The 25,344-nt window shown below is 65.7% G+C and carries 24 protein-coding genes, 1 tRNA gene and 1 pseudogene; 16 read left to right on the top strand and 10 right to left on the bottom strand.

The genetic code is table 11. The annotated features are described in order from the left end of the window. Positions 1–7: 7 nt before the first annotated feature. Positions 8–2,092 carry an alpha-1,4-glucan--maltose-1-phosphate maltosyltransferase gene (locus tag VGG53_RS04540; RefSeq protein ID WP_331516798.1) on the bottom strand — a complete coding sequence of 695 codons (2,085 nt, stop codon included), beginning with the start codon at positions 2,090–2,092 and terminating at the stop codon, positions 8–10. Positions 2,093–2,261: 169 nt separating this feature from the next. Between VGG53_RS04540 and VGG53_RS04535 the strand changes: the two genes are divergently transcribed. The 3 genes from VGG53_RS04535 (at position 2,262) to VGG53_RS04525 (ending at position 6,247) form a co-directional block, all read left to right on the top strand. Beyond that, positions 2,262–4,874 (top strand): glycosyltransferase family 1 protein, encoded by a 2,613-nt coding sequence (locus VGG53_RS04535; RefSeq protein WP_331516797.1) that lies wholly within the window; start codon positions 2,262–2,264, stop codon positions 4,872–4,874. A 120-nt stretch (positions 4,875–4,994) separates the two neighbouring features. Further along, the gene (locus VGG53_RS04530; RefSeq protein WP_331516796.1) at positions 4,995–5,651 is read left to right on the top strand and encodes a hypothetical protein; all 657 of its coding nucleotides are present in this window, start codon (positions 4,995–4,997) and stop codon (positions 5,649–5,651) included. Continuing rightward, positions 5,648–6,247, top strand: coding sequence for an RES family NAD+ phosphorylase (locus tag VGG53_RS04525; protein ID WP_331516795.1), 600 nt, complete (start codon positions 5,648–5,650; stop codon positions 6,245–6,247). The genes VGG53_RS04530 and VGG53_RS04525 overlap by 4 nt, the downstream gene beginning before the upstream one ends. Positions 6,248–6,251: 4 nt before the next feature. On the opposite strand, the gene VGG53_RS04520 is transcribed toward VGG53_RS04525, so the two are convergent. Together VGG53_RS04520 and VGG53_RS04515 are read right to left on the bottom strand one after the other, a co-directional pair. Then, positions 6,252–8,225 (bottom strand): ATP-dependent DNA helicase, encoded by a 1,974-nt coding sequence (locus tag VGG53_RS04520; RefSeq protein ID WP_331516794.1) that lies wholly within the window; start codon positions 8,223–8,225, stop codon positions 6,252–6,254. Positions 8,226–8,239: 14 nt separating this feature from the next. Further along, positions 8,240–9,565 carry a nicotinate phosphoribosyltransferase gene (locus VGG53_RS04515; protein WP_331516793.1) on the bottom strand — a complete coding sequence of 442 codons (1,326 nt, stop codon included), beginning with the start codon at positions 9,563–9,565 and terminating at the stop codon, positions 8,240–8,242. Positions 9,566–9,613: 48 nt separating this feature from the next. Between VGG53_RS04515 and clpS the strand changes: the two genes are divergently transcribed. From clpS to rph, 7 genes are all read left to right on the top strand, one after another. Then, positions 9,614–9,916, top strand: coding sequence for an ATP-dependent Clp protease adapter ClpS (gene clpS, locus VGG53_RS04510; protein WP_331516792.1), 303 nt, complete (start codon positions 9,614–9,616; stop codon positions 9,914–9,916). A gap of 24 nt (positions 9,917–9,940) precedes the next feature. Then, on the top strand, positions 9,941–10,522 hold the full coding sequence (locus VGG53_RS04505; RefSeq protein WP_331516791.1) for a DUF2017 domain-containing protein: 582 nt from the start codon (positions 9,941–9,943) through the stop codon (positions 10,520–10,522). Between the two features lie 5 nt (positions 10,523–10,527). Next, entirely contained in the window at positions 10,528–11,571 is a 1,044-nt protein-coding gene (locus VGG53_RS04500) for a P1 family peptidase (RefSeq protein ID WP_331516790.1), read from the top strand. Then, positions 11,568–12,230: a rhomboid family intramembrane serine protease gene (locus tag VGG53_RS04495; protein ID WP_331516789.1), complete on the top strand. Its 663-nt coding sequence runs from the start codon at positions 11,568–11,570 to the stop codon at positions 12,228–12,230. Before VGG53_RS04500 ends, VGG53_RS04495 begins: the two co-directional genes overlap by 4 nt. 10 nt (positions 12,231–12,240) lie before the next feature. Next, on the top strand, positions 12,241–13,074 hold the full coding sequence (gene murI, locus VGG53_RS04490; protein WP_331516788.1) for a glutamate racemase: 834 nt from the start codon (positions 12,241–12,243) through the stop codon (positions 13,072–13,074). Between the two features lie 61 nt (positions 13,075–13,135). Then, on the top strand, positions 13,136–13,909 hold the full coding sequence (locus VGG53_RS04485; protein ID WP_331516787.1) for a cyclic nucleotide-degrading phosphodiesterase: 774 nt from the start codon (positions 13,136–13,138) through the stop codon (positions 13,907–13,909). An 84-nt stretch (positions 13,910–13,993) separates the two neighbouring features. Then, the gene (gene rph / locus VGG53_RS04480) at positions 13,994–14,773 is read left to right on the top strand and encodes a ribonuclease PH (protein WP_331516786.1); all 780 of its coding nucleotides are present in this window, start codon (positions 13,994–13,996) and stop codon (positions 14,771–14,773) included. Positions 14,774–14,798: 25 nt separating this feature from the next. On the opposite strand, the gene VGG53_RS04475 is transcribed toward rph, so the two are convergent. Next, a complete protein-coding gene (locus VGG53_RS04475; RefSeq protein ID WP_331516785.1) occupies positions 14,799–15,134 on the bottom strand; it encodes a hypothetical protein in 336 nt (111 codons plus the stop codon). Positions 15,135–15,283: 149 nt separating this feature from the next. On the opposite strand from VGG53_RS04475, the gene rdgB reads away from it, so the two are divergent. Then, a complete protein-coding gene (gene rdgB, locus VGG53_RS04470; protein ID WP_331516811.1) occupies positions 15,284–15,898 on the top strand; it encodes an RdgB/HAM1 family non-canonical purine NTP pyrophosphatase in 615 nt (204 codons plus the stop codon). A gap of 19 nt (positions 15,899–15,917) precedes the next feature. On the opposite strand, the gene VGG53_RS04465 is transcribed toward rdgB, so the two are convergent. From VGG53_RS04465 to VGG53_RS04450, 4 genes and pseudogenes are all read right to left on the bottom strand, one after another. Continuing rightward, positions 15,918–16,256 carry a DUF3817 domain-containing protein gene (locus VGG53_RS04465; RefSeq protein WP_331516784.1) on the bottom strand — a complete coding sequence of 113 codons (339 nt, stop codon included), beginning with the start codon at positions 16,254–16,256 and terminating at the stop codon, positions 15,918–15,920. Then, positions 16,253–16,642 (bottom strand): hypothetical protein, encoded by a 390-nt coding sequence (locus tag VGG53_RS04460; protein WP_331516783.1) that lies wholly within the window; start codon positions 16,640–16,642, stop codon positions 16,253–16,255. The genes VGG53_RS04465 and VGG53_RS04460 overlap by 4 nt, the downstream gene beginning before the upstream one ends. Positions 16,643–16,679: 37 nt before the next feature. Further along, complete coding sequence (locus VGG53_RS04455) at positions 16,680–17,096, bottom strand: hypothetical protein (protein ID WP_331516810.1); 417 nt, start codon at positions 17,094–17,096, stop codon at positions 16,680–16,682. A gap of 207 nt (positions 17,097–17,303) precedes the next feature. Then, a pseudogene (locus VGG53_RS04450) lies at positions 17,304–17,471 on the bottom strand (hypothetical protein); the annotation flags it as partial. 31 nt (positions 17,472–17,502) lie between these two features. On the opposite strand from VGG53_RS04450, the gene VGG53_RS04445 reads away from it, so the two are divergent. The 5 genes from VGG53_RS04445 (at position 17,503) to VGG53_RS04425 (ending at position 23,171) form a co-directional block, all read left to right on the top strand. Further along, a tRNA-Leu gene (locus tag VGG53_RS04445) sits at positions 17,503–17,586 on the top strand. 572 nt (positions 17,587–18,158) lie between these two features. Continuing rightward, positions 18,159–19,679, top strand: coding sequence for a CoA-acylating methylmalonate-semialdehyde dehydrogenase (locus VGG53_RS04440; protein ID WP_331516782.1), 1,521 nt, complete (start codon positions 18,159–18,161; stop codon positions 19,677–19,679). Positions 19,680–19,686: 7 nt separating this feature from the next. After that, entirely contained in the window at positions 19,687–20,853 is a 1,167-nt protein-coding gene (locus VGG53_RS04435) for an acyl-CoA dehydrogenase family protein (protein ID WP_331516781.1), read from the top strand. Between the two features lie 12 nt (positions 20,854–20,865). Further along, complete coding sequence (mmsB, locus tag VGG53_RS04430) at positions 20,866–21,768, top strand: 3-hydroxyisobutyrate dehydrogenase (RefSeq protein WP_331516780.1); 903 nt, start codon at positions 20,866–20,868, stop codon at positions 21,766–21,768. Between the two features lie 77 nt (positions 21,769–21,845). Beyond that, on the top strand, positions 21,846–23,171 hold the full coding sequence (locus tag VGG53_RS04425; RefSeq protein WP_331516779.1) for an ATP-dependent 6-phosphofructokinase: 1,326 nt from the start codon (positions 21,846–21,848) through the stop codon (positions 23,169–23,171). A gap of 45 nt (positions 23,172–23,216) precedes the next feature. On the opposite strand, the gene VGG53_RS04420 is transcribed toward VGG53_RS04425, so the two are convergent. Next, complete coding sequence (locus tag VGG53_RS04420; RefSeq protein WP_331516778.1) at positions 23,217–24,302, bottom strand: aromatic ring-hydroxylating dioxygenase subunit alpha; 1,086 nt, start codon at positions 24,300–24,302, stop codon at positions 23,217–23,219. Further along, a complete protein-coding gene (locus VGG53_RS04415) occupies positions 24,299–25,297 on the bottom strand; it encodes a PDR/VanB family oxidoreductase (protein ID WP_331516777.1) in 999 nt (332 codons plus the stop codon). The genes VGG53_RS04420 and VGG53_RS04415 overlap by 4 nt, the downstream gene beginning before the upstream one ends. Positions 25,298–25,344: the final 47 nt, after the last annotated feature.

Genomic DNA, 25,344 nt, shown 5'->3' with positions numbered 1-25,344 from the left:
CGCGGCGTCACCTCCGGCGCAGCAGGCTGATTCGTGATTCGGACGGTATGAGCGGCATGTTGATGATGTGAGCGACGGCGTGACCAGGATCGATGCGCGCGTAGTTGGCCGCTCCCCACTGGTATTCCTCGCCGGTTATCTCGTCTCGCACCCAAAACCGCTCATGGTGCTCCATACCCAATGCGGCCATGTCCAACCACAGCGTCGCGTCTTCCGGCCCGAACGCGTTGAGCGTCACGACGACCAGCACGCAGTCGCCGGTGATCGGGTCGAACTTGCTGTAGGCCAGCAACGCGTCGTTGTCGATGGCGTGGAACGTGATGTTGCGCAGTTGCTGAAGTGCCGGATGCAGTCGACGAATGTTGTTCAGCCGTGCGATGAATGGCTCCAGTGATCGCCCGACCGCCAGCGCGCCAGCGAAGTCGCGGGGCCGCAGCTCGTATTTCTCCGAGTGCAGGTATTCCTCGCTGCCCTCGACCACGGCGCGGCTCTCGAACAGCTCGTAGCCGGAATACACCCCCCAGGTAGGGCTCATCGTCGCCGCCAGCACCGCACGTATCGCGAACATGCCCGGCCCGTTGTGCTGCAGGCTGGCATGCAGGATGTCCGGGGTGTTGACGAACAGATTCGGCCGCCGATAGTCGGCGATCTCGGGGATCTGCCGGCCGAACTCGGTGAGCTCCCACTTGGATGTGCGCCAGGTGAAGTAGGTGTAGGACTGGGTGAATCCCAGCTTGGCGAGCCCGTACTGGCGTGCCGGCGGAGTGAACGCCTCGGATAGAAACAGCACGTCCGGATCGGCTGCCTTGGCCTGAGCGATCAACCAGGCCCAGAAGTTGGGCGGCTTGGTGTGCGGGTTGTCGACGCGAAAGACCTTGACTCCGTGGTCCATCCAGTACCGCACCACCCGCAGCACTTCGTCGTAGAGGCCGCCGGGGTCGTTGTCGAAGTTGATCGGGTAGATGTCCTGATACTTCTTCGGCGGGTTTTCGGCGTAGGCGATGGTGCCGTCCGGCAATTCGTTGAACCACTCGCGGTGGTTTTTGGCCCACGGGTGATCCGGCGCGCATTGCAGCGCCAGATCCAGGGCCACCTCCATGCCCAGGTCTTCGACGGCTGCCACGAACTTGTCGAAGTCTGCGATGGTGCCCAACTCCGGATGCACCGCGTCGTGACCGCCCTCGTCACTGCCGATCGCCCATGGCGAACCGACGTCACCGGGGACGGCCGTCGCGGTGTTGTTGCGGCCCTTGCGATGAACCTTGCCGATCGGGTGGATCGGCGGCAGATACACGACGTCGAAACCCATCTGCGCGATCCTCGGCAGTGCCGCCGCCGCCGTGGCGAACGTGCCGTGCACCGGGTTGCCGTCGGCGTCCCAGCCGCCAGTCGAGCGGGGGAACATCTCGTACCACGACCCGAAGCGGGCCAGTGGCCGGTCCACCCACACGCCGTACTGCTCGCCGCGGGTCACCAGCTCGCGCAGCGGATAGTGCGTCAGCAGCTCGTCGACGTCGGCGGTCAGCGCCGGGGCGGCACGAGAAACCGGATCGCCGGGAGCTCGTAGCGCAGCCGCGGCCGCCAGCAGCGGCCCGCGCCGGCCACGTGGCACCCCGGTCGCGGCGCGCTCCAACAGCTGCGCGCCGACCAGTAGGTCGTTGGACAGTTCGCTTTCGCCCTGACCCGCGTCCAGCTTGGCTTCGACGGCGTGCCGCCAGGTGCGAATCGGATTGCCCCAGCCGTCCACCCGGAACGTCCACAGCCCGGCTGCGTCCGGTGTGAACGTCCCGTGAAAGACGTAGGGTTCCTCGCCCTCGGTCATCGCAACGTGCAACGGCTTGACCCGGACGACCGGGTCGGTGGTGGGTTCGGCCACGGCAGGGGCCTGCACCGCCTTGAGTCGCCGGGTTTCACCGACCTGCGGGTAGCGCAATCCCAAGTAGCGCACCACCAGCGTCGCCGCCACCGCGTCATGTCCTTCGCGCCATACCGACGCACGGACCGGGATCACCTCGTCGACGACGGCTTTTGCCGGATAGGCGCCGCACGACACGACAGGCGCGACGTCATCGATTTCGACACGACCGGGCACCGAGTGTCCCTTCGTTAGTCGGTTGCCGTTCTGGGCGCCGCTGAACTGCTCGCCATCTTCAAACTGCTGTGCGCCCAATACCCACCGTAGTGTCGAGCCACACCTGAGGTCGGGTTGCGCGCGTTGTTGGGAAGCGAAACCTCCCCCGACGTCAGTAAGGTAGTGACGCGTGAAAGCCCTCCGTAGGTTCACGGTTCGTGCCCATCTCCCGGAACGCCTGGCGGCGCTCGAACAGCTGTCGATCAACCTGCGATGGTCGTGGGACAAACCCACGCAGGAACTCTTCGAGGCGATCGATCCGACGCTGTGGAGCCAATCCGGTCGGGATCCCGTTGCCCTGCTGGGCGCGGTGAGCCCGGCGCGGCTCGACGAGCTGGCGATCGACGGCAGCTTCCTGGACCGGCTGGATGGGTTGGCGGCCGAACTCAACGATTATCTGAGGCGTCCGCTGTGGTACCAGCAGCAACACAACAACGGAACCCCGATGCCCAACTGCATCGCGTACTTCTCGATGGAGTTCGGCGTCGCCGAGGTGCTGCCGAACTATTCCGGCGGTTTGGGCATCCTGGCCGGCGACCATCTGAAGTCCGCGTCGGATCTCGGACTGCCGCTGATTGCGGTGGGGCTCTACTACCGCTCGGGCTACTTTCGGCAATCACTGACCGCCGACGGCTGGCAACACGAGAACTACCCTGCGCTGGATCCGCAAGGTTTGCCGTTGCGACTGCTCACCGACAGCGCAGGTGCGCCGGCTCTGGTCGAGCTGGCGCTGCCGGAATCCGGTCTTCTGCGGGCGCGTATCTGGGTCGCCCAAGTCGGTCGGGTGCCGCTGCTCCTGCTGGACTCCGACATCCCGGAGAACGAGCACGACATGCGCGGGGTCACCGACCGCCTGTACGGCGGCGACCAGGAGCACCGCATGCAACAGGAGATCCTCGCCGGGATCGGCGGCGTACGGGCGATCCGCGCGTTCACCGCGATCGAGGGGCTGCCGGCGCCCGAGGTGTTCCACATGAACGAGGGCCACGCCGGATTCCTCGGCCCCGAGCGGATCCGCGAACTGGTCGACGCCGGTTTGGATTTCGATACCGCGCTGACCGTGGTGCGCTCCAGCACGGTGTTCACCACGCACACCCCGGTGCCTGCCGGAATCGACAGGTTCCCGGTGGAGATGGTGCAGCGGTATTTCGCCGGCAGCACGGCAGACGGCGCGGGCGTTGCGGCCGGGTCGGTGCTGCTTCCCGGCGTGCCGGTGGCCAGGATCTTGGCGCTGGGCGCCGAGGACGATCCGGAGAAGTTCAACATGGCCCACATGGGTCTGCGGCTTGCGCAGCGCGCCAACGGCGTTTCGTTGCTGCACGGCGAGGTGAGCCGGGCGATGTTCAACGAGCTGTGGCCCGGTTTCGACCCGAACGAGGTGCCGATCGGGTCGATCACCAACGGCGTGCATGCGCGCACCTGGGCGGCCCCGCAATGGTTGGAGTTGGGCCGCGAGCTGCTTGGATCGGACTCGTTCAGTGACCCCGGCGTCTGGCTGCGGGTGAACCAGGTCGACGCGGGCCATCTGTGGTGGATTCGATCGCAACTGCGGGCGCTGCTGGTCGAGGATGTCCGTGCGCGGCTGCACCGCTCCTGGCTGGTCCGCGGCGTATCGGAGGCCGAGCTGGGCTGGATCTCGACGGCGTTCGATCCGAACGTGCTGACCATCGGCTTCGCCCGCCGGGTGCCCACCTACAAGCGACTGACGCTGATGCTGCGCGACCCGGACCGGTTGGAGCAGCTGCTGCTCGACGAGGAAAGGCCGATCCAGCTGATCGTCGCCGGCAAATCCCACCCAGCCGACGACGGCGGTAAGGCGCTGATCCAGCAGGTCGTACAGTTCTCCGACCGGCCCGAGGTGCGCCACCGCATCGCGTTCCTGCCCGACTACGACATGTCGATGGCCCGGCTGCTGTATTGGGGATGCGACGTCTGGCTGAACAATCCGCTGCGGCCGTTGGAGGCGTGCGGCACATCGGGGATGAAGAGCGCGCTCAACGGCGGGCTGAACTTGTCCATCCGCGACGGGTGGTGGGACGAGTGGTACGACGGCGAGAACGGCTGGGCGATACCGTCGGCCTCCGGCGTTGTCGACGAGGAGCGTCGCGACGACCTGGAGGCGGCCGCACTCTACGAGCTGTTGCAAAAGTCGGTGGCACCGAAGTTTTATGAGCGCGACGAGCAGGGCGTGCCGCGTCGGTGGATCGAGATGGTACGACACACCCTGCAGACGCTCGGTCCGAAAGTGTTGGCCTCGAGGATGGTTCGCGACTACACCGAGGGCTACTACCTGCCGGCGGCGGAGTCGCTGCGCAGGACGGTCGCCGTCGACGGCGACGGCCAGGCCGCTTTCGATCCGGCCCGCGAGCTCGCCGCCTACCGTCGACGCGCGTTCGAGGGCTGGCCGCAGATCCGGATCACCGACGTCGACAGCACCGGGCTGCCGGACGCTCCCGTACTCGGCTCCAAGCTGACCCTGACCGCGACGGTCCAGTTGGTCGGGCTGCGGCCCGACGAGGTCACCGTCCAGGCCATGGTCGGCCGGGTGGACACCAATGACGCGCTGATGGACCCGGTGACCGTCGAGATGCCTTACACCGGCACCGCCGCCGGGGGCGACCACGTCTTCGCCACGACGACGCCGCTGCCGGTCGCCGGCTCAGTCGGCTATACGGTGCGGGTGCTGCCGCATAATCCGATGCTGGCGTCGGCGGCCGAGCTGGGTTTGGTCACGCTGGCTTAGGGCCGCCGACGATGCGGGCATCGGCCCGAGGAGGAGGCGGGCAATCGGCCTGAGCCGGGCTTGCGTGAGGCTGCCGCTAGCTCGCAAGCGCCTGGCGTAGATTCGTCGTATGATCACGACATGAGTACGACAGCTGCTGTTGGCTTGTCGGACCTCCTGCGCGAGGCCAATGAAGTGACCGCGCTGTTGCAGCGATCCGCGACGGTACCCGACCGGGTGGTCGAGGTGCTCGACGACTTCGCCGCGGCGCTGGGTGCTGCGGCCCTCTCGCGGTCCGGGGCAGACCCGCAGCAGGCGGAAACCTTGTCGCTAGCAGCGCTGCACGCGCAAAAGGGACTGCATACCGACAACGACAAGGCGAGGCGTCACGACGTGCGGGTGGCGTTCGAACAATTCCGGCAGGTGCTGCGCGACATTGTCGAAAACCAGCCCTACGGCGAGGAGTCGCCGGTTCGCGACGTCCTTGCGCGCACCGTCGAGACACTGGCCGCCCCGCAAAAGACGGTGGCCGAGCTGCTCGGAGTGTCGGTCCGCCAACTCCAACGCTGGCTAGCCGATGAGGGAGCCGACCCGGCCGGCAACGATGCCGCACGGATCCGCATCGTCGGGCAGCTCGTCAACCAGCTGCGCCACGCGTTCACCGGCCCTGGTGTGGTCGCCTGGTTCACCCGTCCGCATCCGGTTCTCGGCATGCCTCCGATCGAATTGCTCGATGATCCGCTGGCGTACCCGCAGGTCATCAGAGCCGCGACCGCGGCTCGTGCCCAAATGGCATGAGATTCATAGTATTTCGGCACGCCGCATACGACACGCCCTGGCGGGCGCTATCCAGTCCCGCGGAAGGACGCTTCAACCGGCCCGGGCAAGACATCGTGCAGTACTTGAGCCTTCACCCCCTTGGCCCAGCGGCCGAAATGCTGCGCCACAACGTGGGACCCGGCGGAGATCCCGACGACGTCCTGTTGAATCTGTGGACAGCGGTCGTCGACGTCGACGAGGTGACCCGGATCGACTTCGATGATTGCGCGGCACATGGCATCACGGTTGACGAGCTCGTCGGGGATGACTACCGACCGACCCAGGCTCTCGCCGCGGCGGTGCTGGCAACCGGTGCAACCGCCATGGTCGCGCCGTCGGCAGCGCTGCCGGGCACGCACAATCTGATGTTGTTCGGGATTCGTTTCCTGCATCCCTATCTGTGGGCCCCGCTGACGGACGACGACATTCCCACCGGACACCTCACCGACGGGGCGCGCCCCGCCGCCGAGGTGGCTGCCCACGTCCGGTGGCGGGGGACCACGCACAAGGCGGCCGAGCAGTGGAAGGCGACCGGCGCCTATGACCTGTTCGAGGATCCCATCGCCACTCGTTGAGTGGCTAGGTTGCCGGGTTAGTCAGCCTGGCCAGCGCGGCGCGTACCGCGGCGGCATCGGTGGTCGGCCAGAACGGCGGCAGCGAGGCCCGCAGGTAGCCGCCGTAGCGGGCGGTGGCCATCCTGGAGTCGAGCACCGCGACAACCCCTCGGTCGTCGATGCCGCGCAGCAGCCGCCCGGCGCCCTGGGCCAGCAGCAGCGCGGCGTGGCTGGCCGCGATGGCCATGAAACCGTTACCCCCGGCGGCGGCCACCGCCCGCTGCCGGGCGGACAGCAGCGGATCGTCGGGCCGCGGGAACGGGATCCGGTCGATGATGACCAACGACAGCGACGGGCCGGGCACGTCGACGCCCTGCCACAGCGACAAGGTGCCGAACAGCGACGTCGATGGGTCGGCGGCGAACTGCTCGACCAGCGTGGCGGTGGTGTCGTCGCCCTGACACAACACCGGCGTCGACAGCCGCTCGGACATCGCCTCGGCGGCCGCGCGTGCCGCACGCATCGACGAGAACAGCCCGAGCGTTCGCCCGCCCGCCGCGGTGACGAGCTCGGCGATCTCGGCCAGCTGCTCGGCCGAGCCGGTGCCGTCGCGGCCGGGCGGCGGTAGCTGGGCCGCGATGTAGAGGATGCCGGCCTTGTCGTGTTGGAACGGCGATCCGACGTCCAGTCCACGCCATGGCATTTCGGTATCAGCGAGCCCCCACGCTTTGGCCATCGCATCGAACGAGCCGCCGACGGTCAACGTCGCCGAGGTCAACACCGCCGTCGACTCGGCGAACAACCGGGTGCGCAGCAGTCCGGACACCGACAGCGGCGCTACCCGCAGCACGGTTCGCGTCGCGCCGCGGTTGTCCTCGTGGTCCAGCCAGACCACGTCGGTCCGGTCGGGGATCGCCGGCGCGAACGACGCCAGGATGCGCGTTGCGGTGTCGGCGATCTCGGCCAGGCTGGCGACGGCCTCGGCGCGGGCCGATGCCGCTTTGGCGTCGGTGGGTGACGTGTCGATGGTCGACCGCGCTGCGGCGGCCGCGTCGCGCAGCGCGGCGAGGTGCGTGGCGAGCTCGTCGTCGAGGTAGTCGATGCGCCCGCCGGACGCGTCCTGGATGGCCGCGGTGAAGTTGGCCGAGGTCCGTTCCCACCGCTGCATGAACTCCGGTTCGAGGAGCCTGGCAATTCGCCGCGAGGCGACCCCGAGCGTGCTCGCCGTGAGCTCGCCGGTGGCCACTGCGGTGACCCGGTCCACCAGGTCATGCGCTTCGTCGACCACCAGCAGCCGATGTTCGGGCAGCACGGCCGAGTCGGCGACGGCGTTGATGGCCAGCAGGGCATGGTTGGTGACGACAACGTCGGCCCGGGCGGCGGCTCCTCTCGCGCGTTCGGCGAAGCATTCGGTGCCGAACGGGCAGCGGGACATGCCGAGGCATTCCCGCGCGGACACGCTGACCTGCGACCACGACTTGTCGGCGACGCCCGGCTTGAGGTCGTCACGGTCACCGGACTCCGTCGTCGACGCCCAGGCCGTGAGCCGCTGCACGTCGCGGCCCAACGCGGAGGCCGCCTGCGGCACGAAGAGTTCGTCCTGCAACTCGTCGCCGGAGTCGGCCGCGGCGCCGCTGTGAATTTTGTTGAGGCACAAGTAGTTCTGCCGGCCCTTCAGCAACGCGAAGCGCGGCTCGCGGGGTAGCGCATCGGTGAGGGCGTCGACCAGCTGGGGCAGATCACGATTGACCAGTTGGCGTTGCAGGGCAATCGTCGCGGTCGACACCACGACCGGCGCGTCGTCGGACACCGCGCGGCTGATCGCAGGAACCAAGTACGCCAACGACTTTCCGGTGCCGGTGCCCGCCTGCACCGCCAGATGCTCGCCGGTTTCAAAGGCGTGCGCGACCGCGGTCGCCATGTCCAGCTGACCGCTGCGTTCACTGCCGCCCAGCGCTGCCACCGCAGTGGCCAGCAGCTGTGGGACGGGCGGTGGCACGTCGTCGGTCGTGGCTACTCCTGCTGGTCGGCCGGCGGGCGTCGGGCCGGGATTTGCGTCGTGGGAATCGCCGGATCGCCGTGCGACAACATCAGACCCTCCCACGGCAAGCTTCGCAAGCCCGATGCCACCAGGTCGCGCGCCACGCCCAGATCGGTACCTATGACCGATTCGCCGTTGCGCGCCAGCGGAACCGTCAACACCCGCGACGGCCCGGCGCCCTCTGGTGGATGGCCCGCGGGGTGCACGATCTCCTCGGTGATGGTGCCGCTCGTACGCGACAGCCGCAGCGCCTCTTTGCCGCCGCCGTGGGATTCCTTGCGGACGCTGCGCTTCTCGACCGGTACGCCGTCGACCTCGACCAGCTTGTAGACCATGTTCGCGGTGGGCGCACCGGATCCGGTGACCAGCGAGGTGCCGATCCCGTAGAGGTCCACCGGTTCGGCACGCAAACCCGCGATGGCGAACTCATCGAGATCGCCGGACACCACGATGCGGGTCCGGGCGGCCCCCAGCCGGTCGAGCTGCTCGCGGACCTGGCGGGCCAGCACGCCCAAGTCGCCGGAGTCGATGCGCACCGCGCCCAGCCCGGTGCCGGCGGTCGCCACCGCGTTGGCCACGCCGGTCGTCACGTCGTAGGTGTCGACCAGAAGCGTGGTGGCTGCGCCCAGCGCAGCGACTTGTGCCGCGAATGCGCCCGGCTCGTCGGGCCCGTCGAGTCCGTCGTAGAGCAGCGTGAAGGCGTGCGCGCTGGTGCCTTCGGTCGGCACGCCGTAGCGGCGGTGCGCCTCCAGGTTGGATGTCGCGGCGAAGCCCGCGAGGTAGGCGGCGCGGGCCGCGGCGACGGCTGCGCGCTCGTGGGTGCGGCGCGAGCCCATCTCGATCAGCGGCCGTCCCTCGGCAGCGCTGACCATTCGCGCCGCCGCCGACGCGACGGCGGTGTCATGGTTGAAAATCGAGAGCGCCAGCGTCTCGAGCGCCACGCATTCAGCGAAGCTGCCGCGCACGGAAAGTACCGGGGAGCCAGGGAAATACAGCTCGCCCTCGGCATAGCCGTCGACGTCACCGCGGAACCGGAAGTCGCGCAGGTAGGACAGCGTGTCCGGATCGAGGAATTCCGCCAGCGATTCGCACGCCACGTCGTCGAAGCAAAATTCGGGTAAGGCTTCCAGAAACCGGCCTGTTCCGGCCACCACACCGTAGCGACGTCCGTTGGGCAGCCGGCGAGCGAACAGCTCGAAGGTGCATCGGCGGTCCGCGGTACCGTCGCGCAGCGCCGCCGACAGCATGGTCAACTCGTATCTGTCTGTCAGCAGCCCGGCGTAAACTGAGTCGTTCACATCGCAACGGTATCGGTTGCGATGTGGCAACTCGGTATCCTGGAAGCCATGGTTGCCTCAGCCCCGACAAAACCGGGAACCACCGGGCAACGGGAAGCCGACTCGCTCGAAGCGTCGGCCTCCCCCTGGGTGACTATCGTCTGGGACGATCCGGTCAATCTGATGAACTACGTGGCATACGTCTTCCAGAAGCTGTTCGGCTACAGCGAGCCGCACGCCACCAAGCTGATGCTGCAGGTCCACAACGAAGGTAAGGCCGTGGTGTCGGCGGGCAGCCGGGAATCCATGGAGGTCGACGTAACGAAGCTGCATGCGGCCGGGCTGTGGGCCACCATGCAGCAGGATCGCTGAGATCGAGGGTTTCCGGGTTCCCAGGTGCGTAAGTGGAAGCGGGTTGAGACCGCCGACGGTGCCCGTTTCCGGTCCGCGTTTGATGCGCACGAGGCTGCGCTACTGAAGAATCTGGTCGCCTCGATGATCGGACTGCTCGACGAACGTGAATCGTCGTCGCCGCACGACGAACTCGAGCAGATCACCGGCATGAAAACCGGTAACGCCGAGCCGCCGGACAATGCGACGCTGCAGCGGCTGCTGCCCGACTTCTCCAAGCCGGACGACGCGGCGCCCTCGGATGACGAAGCTGCCGGCAGCCTGAACGCCGCCCTGCGCAGCTTGCACGAGCCATCGATCATCGAAGCCAAACGTGTTGCAGCACAAGAACTATTGGACACTCTGCCGGACCGCGGCGGCAAACTCGAGCTGACCGAGGACGCCGCGAATGCCTGGATCGCCGCCGTCAACGACCTACGCCTGGCGCTGGGAACCATGCTCGACATCGGCGCGGGCGGCCCCGACCGGCTGCCCGATGACCATCCGCTGGCTCCGCATCTCGACGTCTATCAGTGGCTGACCGTGCTGCAGGAGTACCTGGTGTTGGCGCTGATGGGGTCCCGGTGAAGGCTATGAACGCGATTACCGGCGTCGCGGGCATCCTGGTCGGCCACCACCATCGACTCGACCCCGACGCGACGATGGGCACCGGCTGGGCCCGCGGCGTCACCGTCGTCTTGACGCCGCCCGGCACCGTCGGCGCCGTCGATGTCCGCGGCGGTGCGCCCGGCACCCGGGAAACCGATCTGCTGGACCCGGCCAACAGCGTGCGCTATGTCGACGCGGTACTGATCGCCGGCGGCAGCGCCTTCGGGCTGGCGGCCGCCGACGGGGTGATGCGCTGGCTCGAGGAGCAGGACCGCGGCGTGGCGATGACCGGCGGGGTCGTGCCAATCGTGCCGGGAGCAGTGATCTTCGACCTCGACGTCGGCGCCTGGAGCAACCGGCCGACCGCCGAATTCGGGTATGACGCCTGCCAGACGGCTGGAACCGATGTCCCCGTCGGCACGGTCGGTGCCGGGGTGGGGGCGTGCGCGGGAGTGCTCAAAGGCGGCATCGGGAGCGCGTCGACGACGCTGCCGTCCGGGGTGACGGTAGGAGCCCTGGTCGCGGTGAACTCCGCCGGCAACGTTGTCGACCAGAGCACCGGCTTGCCCTGGCTGAGCTACCTGGTCGACGAGCTCGGCCTGACGGCGCCGCCCAGTGATCAAGTCGCTGCGCTGGCGGAGCTCGAGTCCCCGCTGAGCTCGCTGAACACGACGATCGCGGTCATCGCGACCGACGCCGCACTGAGCCCGGCGGCCTGCCGGCAGATCGCGAGCACTGCTCACGACGGGCTCGCCCGCGCCATCCGGCCCGCACACACACCGGTGGACGGCGACACCGTGTTCGCGCTGGCCACCGGTGCCATCGAGGTGGCCCCGCCGGCCGACGTGCCTGCCGCGTTTTCGCCAGAGACCGCGCTGGCCAGCGCCGTGGGCGTGGCAGCGGCCGACTGCCTGGCCCGCGCTGTCGTCGGGGCGGTGATCGCCGCCGACCCGGTGGCCGACATCCCGACCTATCGTGGACTGTTGCCGGGAGCATTCCGGCTGACGGAAGGGCAGGCACCGGCATGAGCAGCCACACGCATCCAGCAGTGCCACCGGCGAAGAAGCGATCCGCGAGCATCGTTGGCGGGGCCACCATCATCAGCTTCGTGGTCTTGCTGTACATCGTCGAGGCGTTCGATCAGCTCAACGGGCACCGACTGGATGACAACGGCATCCGCCCGCTGGAGACCGACGGCCTGTGGGGAATTCTCTTCGCCCCGCTGTTGCATGCGAACTGGGCGCACCTGGCCGCCAACACCGGGCCGGCGCTGGTGCTGGGCTTTCTGGTCACCTTGGCCGGGCTCTCACGATTTCTCTGGGCAACCGCGATCGTGTGGATCGTCGGTGGCTTGGGCACCTGGCTGATCGGCAACATGGGCTCGCCCTGCGGCCAGACCGACCACATCGGCGCCTCGGGCCTGATCTTCGGCTGGCTGACCTTTCTGCTGATCTTCGGGTTCTTCACCCGATCGGGCTGGCAGATCGTCATCGGGCTGGTGGTGCTGGTCATGTATGGCGGAATTCTGTGGGGGGCGGTGCCAGTGCTCAACGTCTGTGGAGGAGTTTCCTGGCAGGGGCATCTGTGCGGCGGAATCGCCGGGGTGCTCGCCGCATACCTGTTGTCCAGGCCCGAACGTGAAGCTCGCGAGCGTCGCGGTCGAGCGCCGCAGCGGTCCGGAGAATAATCGAGCCGACATGAGTAACGCACTGGCGCCCATCGGGGTGTTCGACTCCGGCGTCGGAGGGTTGACGGTGGCCCGCGCGATCATCGACCAACTGCCCGACGAGGACATCATCTACGTCGGCGATACCGGTAACGGTCCCTACGGTCCGCTCACAATTCCCGAAATCCGCGCGCATGCCCTGGCCATTGGCGACGACCTTGTCGACCGGGGCATCAAGGCGCTGGTGATTGCCTGCAACTCGGCGTCATCGGCATGCCTGCACGATGCGCGCGAACGCTACGGCGTGCCGGTCGTCGAAGTGATTTTGCCTGCGGTACGCCGGGCGGTTGCCACCACCCGAAGCGGGCGGATCGGCGTGATCGGCACGCAGGCCACCGTCGCCTCCGGCGCCTACCAGGACGCCTTCGCCGCCGCCCGCGACGCCGAAGTCACCGCGGTGGCCTGCCCGCGGTTCGTCGACTTCGTCGAGCGCGGTATCACCAGCGGTCGCCAGGTGCTCGGGCTGGCCGAGGGATACCTCGAGCCGTTGCAGCGCGCCGACGTCGACACCCTGGTGCTGGGCTGCACCCACTACCCGCTGCTGTCCGGGCTGATCCAATTGGCAATGGGCGACGGGGTCACGCTGGTCTCCAGTGCGGAGGAGACCGCGAAGGAGCTTCTTCGTGTGCTGACCGAGCTTGATTTACTGCATCCCCACCCGAATCGGCCCGAAGTCGCTTCTCCGCTGCGCGCGTTCGAAGCGACCGGTGACCCCGATGCGTTCCTCGCACTTGCGTCACGGTTCTTGGGGCCGGCCATCACCGGCGTCGAGTCGGTCCACCGTCACATCGCTGCGCCCGGCTGAGCTTTCTCATGGAGGAAAGCCGGGATGTTTTCAACAACTTGACGCCGGGCATGGCACAGTAGTGACCGTGCGAATTACCGTGCTGGGCTGCTCCGGGAGCGTCGTCGGCCCGGATTCGCCGGCATCGGGTTACCTGCTGAGGGCACCGGACACCCCACCGTTGGTCATCGACTTCGGTGGAGGCGTGCTTGGCGCCCTGCAGCGGCACGCCGACCCGGGTTCGGTCCACGTGCTGCTCTCGCACCTGCACGCCGATCACTGTCTCGACTTGCCCGGGCTATTCGTCTGGCGCCGCTACCACCCGACGCCGCCCGCAGGAAAAGCGTTGATGTACGGGCCCAGCGACACGTGGTCGCGGCTCGGCGCGGCGTCGTCGCCGTACGGCGGCGAGATCGACGACTGCTCCGACATTTTCGATGTTCACCACTGGGTCGACGGCGAGGCCGTGGCGTTGGGCGCGATCAGCGTCGTGCCCCGGGTGGTATGCCACCCGACCGAGTCCTATGGCATGCGGATCACCAATCCGGCCGGAGCGTCATTTGTCTACAGCGGTGACACCGGCTACTGCGACACGATCATCGACTTGGCCCGGGACGCCGACGTGTTCCTGTGCGAGGCATCCTGGACGCACTCGCCCGACCGTCCGCCCAACTTGCACCTGTCCGGCACCGAGGCCGGCCGGATCGCGACCGCGGCCGGGGTGCGGGAGTTGTTGCTGACCCACATCCCGCCATGGACCTCGCGTGAGGACGTGATCAGCGAGGCCAAAGCCGAATTCGACGGCCCGGTGCATGCCGTGGTGTGCGGCGAGACATTCAACGTCGGGCGCTCTTGAGCGGCTGACTGCACGCTAGGGCTGATGGCCCGTTTCCTCATCACGCCGTTCCGGCGTGCATCGTCGCCGGGCTATGGTTGGCGCGTGTCAAAACGAGAAGACGGCCGCCTCGACGACGAGCTTCGACCGGTTGTCATCACCCGCGGATTCACCTCCCACCCGGCCGGTTCGGTGGTCATCGAATTCGGTCAGACCAAAGTCCTGTGCACGGCGAGCGTCACCGAGGGCGTGCCGCGCTGGCGCAAGGGATCAGGGCTGGGCTGGCTCACCGCCGAATACGCGATGCTGCCGTCCGCCACCCACACCCGCAGCGACCGGGAATCGGTGAAGGGCCGTCCGTCCGGACGCACCCAGGAGATTAGTCGGTTGGTTGGCAGATCGTTGCGGGCCTGCATCGACCTAGCGGCCTTGGGAGAGAACACGATTGCCGTCGACTGTGATGTGCTGCAAGCCGATGGTGGTACTCGCACCGCGGCCATCACCGGCGCGTACGTCGCGCTGGCCGATGCGGTGACCTACTTGTCTGCGGCCGGCAAGCTCTCCGATCCGCGGCCGCTGTCGTGCGCGATCGCTGCGATCAGCGTCGGCGTCGTGGACGGCCGGGTACGGGTCGACCTTCCCTACGAGGAAGACTCCCGCGCCGAGGTCGACATGAACGTCGTGGCCACCGACACCGGGACGCTGGTCGAGGTCCAAGGCACCGGCGAAGGTGCCACCTTCCCGCGGTCGACACTGGACAAACTGCTCGACGTCGCGCAGGGGGCCTGCGAGAAGTTGTTCGTCGCGCAGAGCGAGGCATTGGCGTTGCCCTATCCGGGTGTGCTGCCGGAAGGTCCTGCGCCGCAGAAGGCGTTCGGAAGCTGACCCGACTTGCGGCGGCGGTCTACCCCTAACAGTTGCCGGGGATGCCGGTGAACATGTCTGTGCCGCACGGCGGTTCGGAGTCGGGCGGTGGGACCTCTCCGTCCCAGACGTCGCTGGGAAGCTTGCCGTTGTACGGCACATTGCCTTTCCCATTGCGCACCCGGAACCAGGTGTGGCAGATGTTCATGTCCCAGTCGTAGCCAACGTTGGGCCCCGTCGGATAGTTCATGGGTTGCCCTGGGCACCAGTTGTGGGGTTTGTGCGCCTGAGCGATACCTGCGTGCCCCAGCCCACCTGCCGTGAGGCCGCCGGTCAGCAGCACGCCGGCGATGATGCGTGTCGGGGTGCGGTTGGTCTTCATGTCGAGATGCCCCTTGTTCTTGGCGACCGCGAACGGCCCCCTTGAGCGAATTCTGCGCTCCGGCGGGCGCAGAAAGCATGGGGCATTTGCCCCATTTTGTGTGCCGGCTGCCGAGTGGCTTGCCCTGCGCAGCCCTGGATTACGCTGACCTGGTGACCCGTCTGCTCGTCGCCAGCCGCAACGCCAAGAAGCTGGCCGAGTTGCGGCGGGTGTTGGACGCAGCCTCGCTCTCGGGGCTGACGCTGGTGTCACTCGACGACGTACCGCCGTTCGACGAGAGACCGGAAACCGGCGCGACGTTTGAAGATAACGCTCTGGCCAAGGCTCGCGACGGGTTCGCCGCGACGGGATTTCCGACCGTCGCCGACGACTCGGGGCTGGAGGTGGCTGCGCTCAATGGCATGCCCGGTGTGCTGTCCGCGCGGTGGTCGGGCACGCACGGCGACGACGCCGGCAACACAGCGTTGCTGTTGGCGCAGCTGCGCGAGGTGCCTGACGAGCGTCGCGGTGCGGCCTTCGTGTCGGCCTGCGCGCTGGTGTCCGGCTCGGATGTGGTCGTCGTCCGCGGCGAGTGGCCGGGCGTGATCGCTCGTGGGCCACGAGGCGACGCGGGCTTCGGCTACGATCCGGTGTTCATCCCGGACGGCCAAGATCGCACTGCGGCGCAGCTGACTTCGGCGGAAAAGGACGCTGCGTCGCATCGCGGTCGCGCGCTTGCCCTGCTACTGCCAGCGCTGCGCGCGCTAGCTGGTCAGGCCCGCTGACAACGCGAATTATGTTGGCTTACAAGCCAAATTGGGCCTTGACGGCCTTCGTCTGGAAATGCTCGACGATGATGCCGAGTAGTGGGATCGTTCCAGCGAGTAACACCCCGATGGTCTTGCCGATCGGCCACCGGACTTTGACGGCCAGATTGAAGGCCGCCAACACATAGATGAAGTAGACCCACCCGTGAACGACTTCGATCCAACGGATTTCGTGGTGGAAGACCACGTGGGAGACGATCTCGTAGCACAAGGCGATAAGCCATAGACCCGTCGTCCACGCCATCACGCGGTAGGCGAGCAGCGGGGTGCGGATGTTTTCTCCGGGCTTAGCCTGCTGCGCTCCGGGTGTCGTCATGCCGTTGTCCTGTTCTGCTTTCGATGGTTTTCGTTGTCCGCCTTGGCAAGATCGGCCAGATATGCGTTGTACTCGCGGAGCGCTGGATCGTCGTGGTTCTGTTGTCCGGGTATGGGCCGCTCGGGCAGCAATCCGTCCGGTACCTCGGTGACGGTGCGGGTACTCTGATGCTCCGGCGGCGCGTCTTCGTAACGGACGAATTTGCGGTAGGCGTAGACGCAGAATCCGGCGAACGCCGGCCATTGCAAGGCGTATCCGAGATTCTGGAAGCTGCCCGACGCCGATTGAAACCGCGTCCACTGCCACCAGCCGAGGGCCAGGCAACCACCGGCCGCAACGATCACCAGCACGATCAGCGCGGGTCTCCGACGATGCGTAGTGGACACCCCTAGAAGGTACCCCGGGGTAGTCGGCGCGCGTCCGTCACGCTTTTGGTCCGACGAATTCGTCAAGGCGCGCCGTCGCGGCCTTGCGATAGACGGCGACCTCGAACCAGCGCGGCCGCGTCCACGGGATACCGAGTTCATCAAGTGCGGCGCAGAACAGTCCGCGAATGTCTTCGGATCGGTTCGAGAAGTGGTAGCGGACGCTTTTGACGCCGCGATCGTTCGCCACCACGCGGCAACCATCGCTGTCGATGAGGCCCGGCACAAATTCTTCGGTGGCTTCTTTGACGAGTACTTCCTGCCACGACTCGAGCCGGATCGGTCGTAGATGCTTCTTGCCCGGGCGATGTTGTGGAAACAGACACGGCCAATGTTTGGAGCACATCGAGACCTCGATGCAATGATCCGAGCGACGCAGCGTCGCCGCCCGCTGACCCGGCATCAGGGCGTCCATGGCCTCGCGGCATCGCTCGATGATCCCAGGGAACTTGTCGTCGAGAACGATTCTTAGCCGCCAGGCTCGAGGGTGCCGTGAGATGCATCCGTCACCCAGGTACAGACCGAGTAGATAGCTGTACGCTTTCGCCGGTAGGCGGGGGACATCGTGGGCGCATGGTGACCCACGCGAATCTCTAGATCGAAGCTGCGGTCGGCATCGCCAGTCGCGCACCGTGCGTCGAGGAATGCCGGTCTGGCGGGCGATCGCACAGTCATTCACACCAGCGGCAATGAGGCGTTGTACGGCGTCGAACTCCTCTCCGGATCGCACTTTTTCGCTCCTCCCGCCGCTCGCAGAACCAAGGTATGGGGGATCACCGACAAGATTCATCAGCGAGCGGAGCAGTAGGATCGCTGGGCACGCGGGCGTGGCGAAATAGGCAACCGCGCGGGTTTTAGGTGCCCGTGCTCGAAAGAGCTTGAGGGTTCGAGTCCCTCCGCCCGCACAAGAGTTTATGCAGCTCAAAGCATGTTTTGGTGTTTGCTAGCTAACTCTGTGGGCACTCCGTGGGCACATTTTGGGCACACTTTCGAGTAACTTCGCGTGAGTACCGGGCATGCAAACTGGCCGAAACTGCGTCCAGATCGTCGTCAAACAGGTCCGTGTAGGTGTCCGACGTGGCCTTGGCCGACTGGCGTCCAACCATCCGTTGCAGCGCAAGCGCACTGGCTCGGCACTGACCGCGAGATCGTGCAGACCGTCGATACCCATGGCCGGATTAGCAGCTAGCCGTTTACCTTTCACTGCGCCAGCGAGAATGCCCGACAGCACACCGTGGGCACGCGGTACCGTCGCCCTGGCAGATCGCACAGTCGCGAACATCAGGCGGGAATCGATCGACTGGTGTATGGACGGTGTCTAGGTGTAAAGCCCGTGTGCGCTCAAGGGACGGTTGTCGGGCGGGCATCACCCTAAAGGAAGAGCCAGATACCCTCCATTGGGTCTATAGCCCGGACGCTTCCATTACTAGGATGTCCTAGTAACCCGCCGACTTCTTTTCCGTATCCGAGGGCAGCCATGACCGCACAAATTACCCATTTCATCGATGGCAAACGCACTGCCGGGCAGTCCGGTCGCACTACTGAGGTGTTCGACCCCAATACCGGCCAGGTGCAGGCGATGGTCCCGATGGCGAGCATGGCCGAGCTCGACGCCGCGGTGGCGTCGGCGGCCGAGGCCCAGAAGGGTTGGGCGGCGTTCAATCCGCAGCGCCGGGCACGGGCGATGATGCGGTTTGTCGAGTTGGTCAACCAGCACATGGACGAGTTGGCCGAGTTGCTCTCGCGCGAGCACGGTAAGACGGTGCCTGATGCGCGTGGCGATGTGCAGCGCGGTCTCGAGGTGATCGAGTTTTGTATCGGCATCCCGCATCTGCTGAAAGGGGAATACAGCGAGGGCGCGGGCCCGGGTATCGATGTGTATTCGCTGCGCCAGCCGCTGGGGGTGGTGGCCGGGATCACGCCGTTCAACTTCCCCGCGATGATCCCGCTGTGGAAAGCGGGTCCCGCGCTGGCATGCGGAAACGCCTTCATTCTCAAGCCTTCTGAGCGTGACCCGTCGGTGCCGGTGCGGTTCGCGGAGTTGTTCATCGAGGCCGGTCTGCCGCCGGGGGTGTTTCAAGTGGTCCACGGCGACAAGGAAGCCGTCGACGCCATCCTGCACCACCCCGACATCCAGGCCGTCGGTTTCGTGGGCAGTTCGGATATCGCCCAGTACATCTATGCGACGGCGACCGGCACCGGTAAGCGCGCGCAGTGCTTCGGCGGGGCGAAAAACCACATGATCGTGATGCCCGACGCCGACCTGGACCAGGCTGTCGACGCGCTGATCGGCGCGGGCTACGCCAGCGCCGGCCAGCGGTGCATGGCGATATCCGTCGCGGTGCCCGTCGGCGAGCAAACCGCGGATCGGTTGCGAGGCAGGCTCATCGAACGCATCAACAACCTGCGGGTCGGACACAGCCTAGACCCCAAGGCCGACTATGGGCCGTTGGTCACCGAGGCCGCACTCAAGCGGGTGCGTGATCACATCGGCCAGGGCGTCGAGGCGGGCGCCGACCTGGTGGTCGACGGGCGTGGGCGTGCCAGCGACGACCTCTCGTTTGGTGATGCCAGCCTGCAGGATGGATTCTTCATCGGGCCAACGCTGTTCGACCACGTCACAACCGACATGTCGATCTATACCGACGAGATCTTCGGTCCGGTGCTGTGCATGGTGCGCGCCCACGACTACGAAGATGCGTTGCGGCTGCCCTCTGAGCATGAGTACGGCAACGGGGTGGCGATTTTCACCCGCGACGGCGACACAGCGCGCGATTTCGTCTCCCGGGTGCAGGTCGGCATGGTCGGCGTCAACGTGCCGATTCCGGTCCCGGTGGCCTACCACAGCTTCGGTGGCTGGAAGCGTTCGGGTTTCGGCGATCTCAACCAGCATGGCCCAGCATCCATCGAGTTCTACACCAAGGTCAAGACCGTCACCTCACGCTGGCCGTCGGGCATCAAAGACGGCGCCGAATTCGTCATCCCGACAATGAACTAGTGCTTCGATGCAACTCTTTTATCTGGATGACGACGAGCGGGTGATCACCGAGACGGCGGCCGCATTCGCGGCCAAACGCCTCGCCCCCCATGCCCTGGAATGGGATGCGACGCATCACTTCCCGGTGGATGAACTGCGGGAGGCGGCCGGGCTCGGCATGGCGGCGATCTACTGCCGCGACGACGTGGGCGGCAGTGCGCTGCGCCGCCTGGACGGGGTGCGCATCTTCGAGCAGCTGGCGATGGCCTGCCCGACGATCGCCGCGTTTTTATCCATCCACAACATGTGCGCCTGGATGATCGACGCTTTCGGCACCGAGGATCAGCGCAAGGACTGGGTGCCGCGGCTGGCATCAATGGATGCGATCGCCAGCTACTGCCTATCCGAGCCGGGTGCCGGCTCGGATGCCGGCGCGTTGAGCACCCGCGCGGTCAAGCAGGGGGGCGACTATGTGCTCAACGGCGTCAAACAGTTCATTTCTGGGGCGGGAGCTTCAGATGTCTATGTCGTGATGGCGCGCACCGGTGGGGACGGCCCAGGCGGAATATCGGCGTTCATTGTCGAAAAGGGCGACGCGGGGCTAAGTTTCGGTGCGCACGAGGAGAAGATGGGCTGGAACGCCCAGCCGACGGCGCAGGTGATTCTCGAGGATGTGCGGGTGCCCGCTGATGCGATGCTGGGTGGCGCGGACGGTGAAGGTGCGGGCTTCGGTGTCGCGATGAACGGCCTCAACGGTGGCCGGCTCAACATTGCGGCGTGCTCGCTGGGCGGAGCGCAGGCCGCCTACGACAAGTCGGCCGAATATCTTTCTCACCGGCAGGCATTCGGGGCCGCGTTACTCGACGAGCCCACGATCAGGTTCACCTTGGCCGATATGGCCACCGCCCTGGAATCCTCGCGAATGTTGTTGTGGCGGGCTGCGGCAGCGCTGGATAGCGATGCTGCCGACAAAGTCGAGTCGTGTGCGATGGCCAAGCGGTACGTCACCGACACGTGTTATGACGTCGCGGACAAGGCCCTGCAGTTGCACGGGGGCTACGGCTATCTTCGCGAGTACGGTCTGGAGAAGATCGTGCGCGATCTGCGGGTGCACCGCATCCTGGAGGGGACCAACGAGATCATGCGGGTGGTCATCGGCCGAGCCGAGGCCGCGCGGGTCCGCGCCAGCGCATAGGAGGACCAGAGGTTGTCGACTGTCGCGTTTCTTGGGTTGGGCCACATGGGTGGTCCGATGTCGGCCAACCTGGTTGCCGCCGGCTATACCGTACGGGGTTTTGACCCATTCATTGCCGCGGCAACCGCCGCCGCTGACAAGGGCGTCATGGTGTGCGACAACCCGGCCGCTGCCGTGAGCGACGCCGACGTAGTGCTGACCATGCTGCCGCACGGCGATGCGGTCAAACGCTGCTACGCCGAGCTCCTGCCGGCGGTCAATGCGGGCACGCTATTCATCGACAGCTCCACCATTTCCGTCGACGACGCCCGCGAAGTCCACGCGTTAGCGACATCGTACGGCTTGGCCCAGCTCGACGCGCCGGTCTCCGGCGGGGTCAACGGCGCTGTCGCCGGCACGCTGGCGTTCATGGTCGGCGGTGACTCGGAGGTAGTGCGCCGCGCGCATCGGATCCTGGAACCCATGGCGGGCAAGATCATTCACTGCGGCGCTGCCGGCGCAGGCCAGGCCGCCAAGGTGTGCAACAACATGGTGCTGGCGGTGCATCAGATCGCGATCGGCGAGGCGTTCGTGCTGGCCGAAAAGCTCGGGCTGTCGGCGCAGTCGCTGTTCGACGTCATCACCGGCGCGACCGGAAACTGCTGGGCGGTGCACACCAACTGCCCGGTGCCGGGCCCGGTACCGTCGTCGCCGGCCAACAACGACTTCAAGGCGGGCTTCGCCGCCGCGCTGATGAACAAGGATCTAGGTCTGGCGATGGATGCGGTCAACTCGACCGGTTCGGCCGCCCCATTGGGTAGCCACGCCGCCGATATCTACGCCAAATTCGCAGCGACCAACGGCGACAAGGACTTCAGCGCAATCATCGAAATGCTTCGAGCGGGAGATCACCGGATGCAGAAGCCGTGGATGTAACCACCCCTGTGCTGTCACGCTGCTTGCGACCGACAGCGTGAACCACCCGCGCCATTGAAAGAGACGGTCGATGTGAAATGACGTTATTACGACCGGATTTCGACATCGAGGAACTGGGCGAATGTAAGATCGCCTCTCCTTTGCGCACAAAACATTTCATGGATACATCGAAACGGCTCTTGTTCCGCACCGATATCGATGAGCTGCGCGCGCAGGTGCGAGCCAATATTGATCCGCCGGCCTTCGAGCTGGCGGGTCCTCGCGAGAGGATCTACTTCAACCCCGGCGCCCTCAGGTGTGGGATTGTCACGTGCGGTGGGCTCTGCCCGGGCATGAATGATGTCATCCGATCTATCGTTTTCTGCCTACACGAAAAGTATGGTGTTCCCACGGTCTACGGCTTCCGTTTCGGCTACGAGGGTCTAGCGGATGGAAACGGGCTGGCGCCAATCGAATTGACGACCCGCAGAGTGGGTCAAATCCACGAAGTCGGTGGTACGGTCTTGGGCTCGTCCCGCGGTCCGCAACCGGCGGATGAAATGGTTGACACGCTCCGGCGGCTGGGAATTCAGCTGTTATTCACAGTAGGCGGCGATGGAACGCTGCGCGGCGCGCACTCGATAGTGGAGGCGATACGGCGCCGTAATCTGGAGATCGCTGTGGTGGGTGTCCCGAAGACCATCGACAACGATATCTCGTTCATTGAGACGTCTTTCGGTTTCGATACCGCGGTCGAGGCGGCACGGCATGCGACGCGCGCGGCGTATGTGGAGGCGTCGTGCCATCGGTTCGGTATCGGTCTCGTGAAATTGATGGGTCGCGACTCTGGGTTTGTCGCCAGCTTCGCCACATTGGCGGATACTCAGGTCGGCTTATGCCTCATCCCGGAAATTGATTTCAGCATCGATGGAGTCGTCCGAGCGGCGAGACAACGCATCGAAAGAGATGGTTACGTCGTGATTGTCGTCGCTGAAGGTGCAGGTCAACGTCTGCTTGAGAAAGAAGCGGAGTGGGATGCCTCAGGGAATAGTCGCCACGGTGACATTGGCGCCTTTTTAACGGATCAGGTCAAGGAAACATTTCGGGGCCAGGGAATTTCGGTAAACCTCAAGTACATTGACCCGAGTTACATGATCCGCAGCTTGCCCGCCAACGCTCGGGACGCCAACTTCTGCCTTCGATTGGGTCATGCGGCCGTCCACGCGGGCATGGCGGGCAAGACCGATACGGTCATTGGTACCTGGCGACGCCGGTTGACGCATGTACCGATTCCGATGGCGGTTTCGTCGCGAAAGAGGGTCGACAGCAATGGCTACCTTTGGCAGACAGTGCTTTCAGTGACAGGTCAGACTGACGACCTGCTATCCGCGGTCAGCGGCGAGGCAGATTCGACTGCCCGTTAACACCGAGCGCCGGCGATTACCGCCATCCCCTCAGCCGTGGATTCCTCAACCCCTGATGGGTTGACGGGGGCTGAGCGAGTCTCGCCTACTGGTGGGCGCGAGACCGGGACGGATCGCGGATTGGCCCGCTTCTTTCGCCAGCATCACCCCAATGATTCGGCGCGCCCGCAAGGCGGCGGCGTCCGCCTGGAACTCCACTCCGCCCCGCCATAAGTCGTAGCCCGAGTGATTGGAAGCCATATCCAGTATGGCGATGTCACGTTGGGCAACCTCGGCAAGGAATGACGTCAGACGTTCAGTTACCGCATTATCAGTGAGTCTGTAATTGCGCGATGCCTGCATGAACACGTGAGTCGATGCTTCCGTCTCGGGCGTGATGGCGTGGGTTCGGGTAGTGGTGTAGAGCTCGCCATTCGCAGCCGTGATCTCCCAATGCTGGCGGTGCACCGCCGGCGAGACGAAAGTGCCGCCCTCGCAACGTTTATACGTAAGCTCGCGGTCGAGTCCGGTGGCATCGGCCTCCCAGTCTGTGAGCTGAGCGTCCGGCAGGAGCCGCGTGTAGGACACGGTGGTTTCGGTGACTTCGACATCGTTAAATGCCGGCATACTGGCGATTTCCAAAGGTACGTCACGCCTATGCAGGATCGGAGCGTAGCTGAAGTCCAGGTAGTGTTCGTGGATCATCATGTAGTTGGCGTTTACCCGCCAGGCACTCGCGAATGTCGACCACGCTGGATCATTGACCCACAGTATGTTTGGCGGTTGGCTGCCCGCGGCAGCGGCCGGCGGCCCGAGCCAGATCCAGACGAATGGTGGCTCCTCGAGGAGGGGAAACACCGGGACCCTCATCCCCGTCGGGACTTGGGGCTGGGTCGGGGTATATACGCAATTGCCGTCGGTATCGTAGGTACATCCGTGGTAACCGCAGACCAGCCGATCTCCGTCAACCGTACTGTGAGACAGCGGGAAAGCCCGGTGCGCGCAGCGGTTTTCGAATGCGGTGACGCCACCGCTAGCGCCGCGCCATAGCACGACATCCTTGCCGAGTAGGCGGCGCCCCAGTGGCGACTCGGTGATCTCGTCGCAGGTTGCCGCGACATACCAACACTTCTTCGGGTAGTTGGTTTTCACAGGTCCAGCACCAGCCTTTCGGTGCGAGAGCGCGATACACAAGGCAACATCACTTCGCCGGCAGCTTTCTCGGCATCGGAGAGCACCGAGTCGCGGTGAACCGGGATTCCCTCCAGCACCTTTGCCTCGCAGGTTCCACAGACCCCTTCATAGCAGCTGCCCAGGATTGGGATGCCTACTTCCTCAAGGACTTCCAGGATCGATTGGTCTGATGTTGTTATCTCGAAACTTACCCCGGAACGATGGCACACCACCTCAAACTGTTCGAGGGCTTCAGCGGCTTCCTCCGCCGTAGGCACCTTGGCGGCGAACCGCTCGATATGAAGTATCCCCGTTGGCCAGTGGGCGCTTTGCTGCTCGACTGCTGACAGCAGCGCCTCGGGCCCACAGCAGTACACCAACGTGTTGTCCTGCGGCTCCTTGAGGAGCGAACCGAGGTCGAGGAGGCCCCGCTCGTCTTGGGGCCACACTGTGACCCGCTCGGGATAGCGCGCGGCTAGGTCTTCCGCGAACGCCATGGAGTTCCGCGTTCGACCGCCGTAAAGCAGCGTCCAGTCGCCGCCCGCCCGCTGCACGGCCTCGAGCATCGCGAAGATCGGGGTGATGCCGATACCCCCAGCGATGAATCGATAGTGCGGTGCATCGACCAGCGGGAAATGGTTGCGGGGGCCGCGCACGCGCACCGTGGCCCCCTCATTGAGGTTCTCGTGAACGTACTGTGAACCGCCGCGGCTGTTTGGATCAAGCAAGATCCCGACGCGCCAGACGCCCGAATCGCGCGGATCACCGCACAGCGAGTACTGACGCGTCAGGCCGTCGCCGAGAATCAAATCGACGTGGGCACCTGGTTCCCAGCGCGGCAGGTCTTCGTTTTCCGGATGCGCCAGGTCAAGCACCACCACGCCTTCTGCTGGTGACCTACGGTGCCGAACGATCAGCTCGGTTGTGAATTCATGTACGTTGGCACTAGGCGCGGTAACGACGGGCGCAGACATGGTTACTTGCTCCGATCGTGGCACGAAATTAGTTCGGCGCCAGTCGA

This window comes from Mycobacterium sp. (genome assembly GCF_036490025.1).
Taxonomy (GTDB): Bacteria; Actinomycetota; Actinomycetes; order Mycobacteriales; family Mycobacteriaceae; genus Mycobacterium.
This window is presented reverse-complemented; position numbering and strand designations above follow the sequence as displayed.

Coding starts and splice junctions, on each gene's coding strand:
- VGG53_RS04530 (WP_331516796.1), top strand. CDS start 4,995: ATGAGTACGACAGCTGCTGTTGGCTTGTCGGACCTCCTGCGCGAGGCC.
- VGG53_RS04525 (WP_331516795.1), top strand. CDS start 5,648: ATGAGATTCATAGTATTTCGGCACGCCGCATACGACACGCCCTGGCGG.
- clpS (WP_331516792.1), top strand. CDS start 9,614: ATGGTTGCCTCAGCCCCGACAAAACCGGGAACCACCGGGCAACGGGAA.
- VGG53_RS04500 (WP_331516790.1), top strand. CDS start 10,528: ATGAACGCGATTACCGGCGTCGCGGGCATCCTGGTCGGCCACCACCAT.
- VGG53_RS04495 (WP_331516789.1), top strand. CDS start 11,568: ATGAGCAGCCACACGCATCCAGCAGTGCCACCGGCGAAGAAGCGATCC.
- murI (WP_331516788.1), top strand. CDS start 12,241: ATGAGTAACGCACTGGCGCCCATCGGGGTGTTCGACTCCGGCGTCGGA.
- VGG53_RS04475 (WP_331516785.1), bottom strand. CDS start 15,134: ATGAAGACCAACCGCACCCCGACACGCATCATCGCCGGCGTGCTGCTG.
- VGG53_RS04465 (WP_331516784.1), bottom strand. CDS start 16,256: ATGACGACACCCGGAGCGCAGCAGGCTAAGCCCGGAGAAAACATCCGC.
- VGG53_RS04455 (WP_331516810.1), bottom strand. CDS start 17,096: ATGGACGCCCTGATGCCGGGTCAGCGGGCGGCGACGCTGCGTCGCTCG.
- VGG53_RS04440 (WP_331516782.1), top strand. CDS start 18,159: ATGACCGCACAAATTACCCATTTCATCGATGGCAAACGCACTGCCGGG.
- VGG53_RS04435 (WP_331516781.1), top strand. CDS start 19,687: ATGCAACTCTTTTATCTGGATGACGACGAGCGGGTGATCACCGAGACG.
- VGG53_RS04425 (WP_331516779.1), top strand. CDS start 21,846: ATGACGTTATTACGACCGGATTTCGACATCGAGGAACTGGGCGAATGT.
- VGG53_RS04415 (WP_331516777.1), bottom strand. CDS start 25,297: ATGTCTGCGCCCGTCGTTACCGCGCCTAGTGCCAACGTACATGAATTC.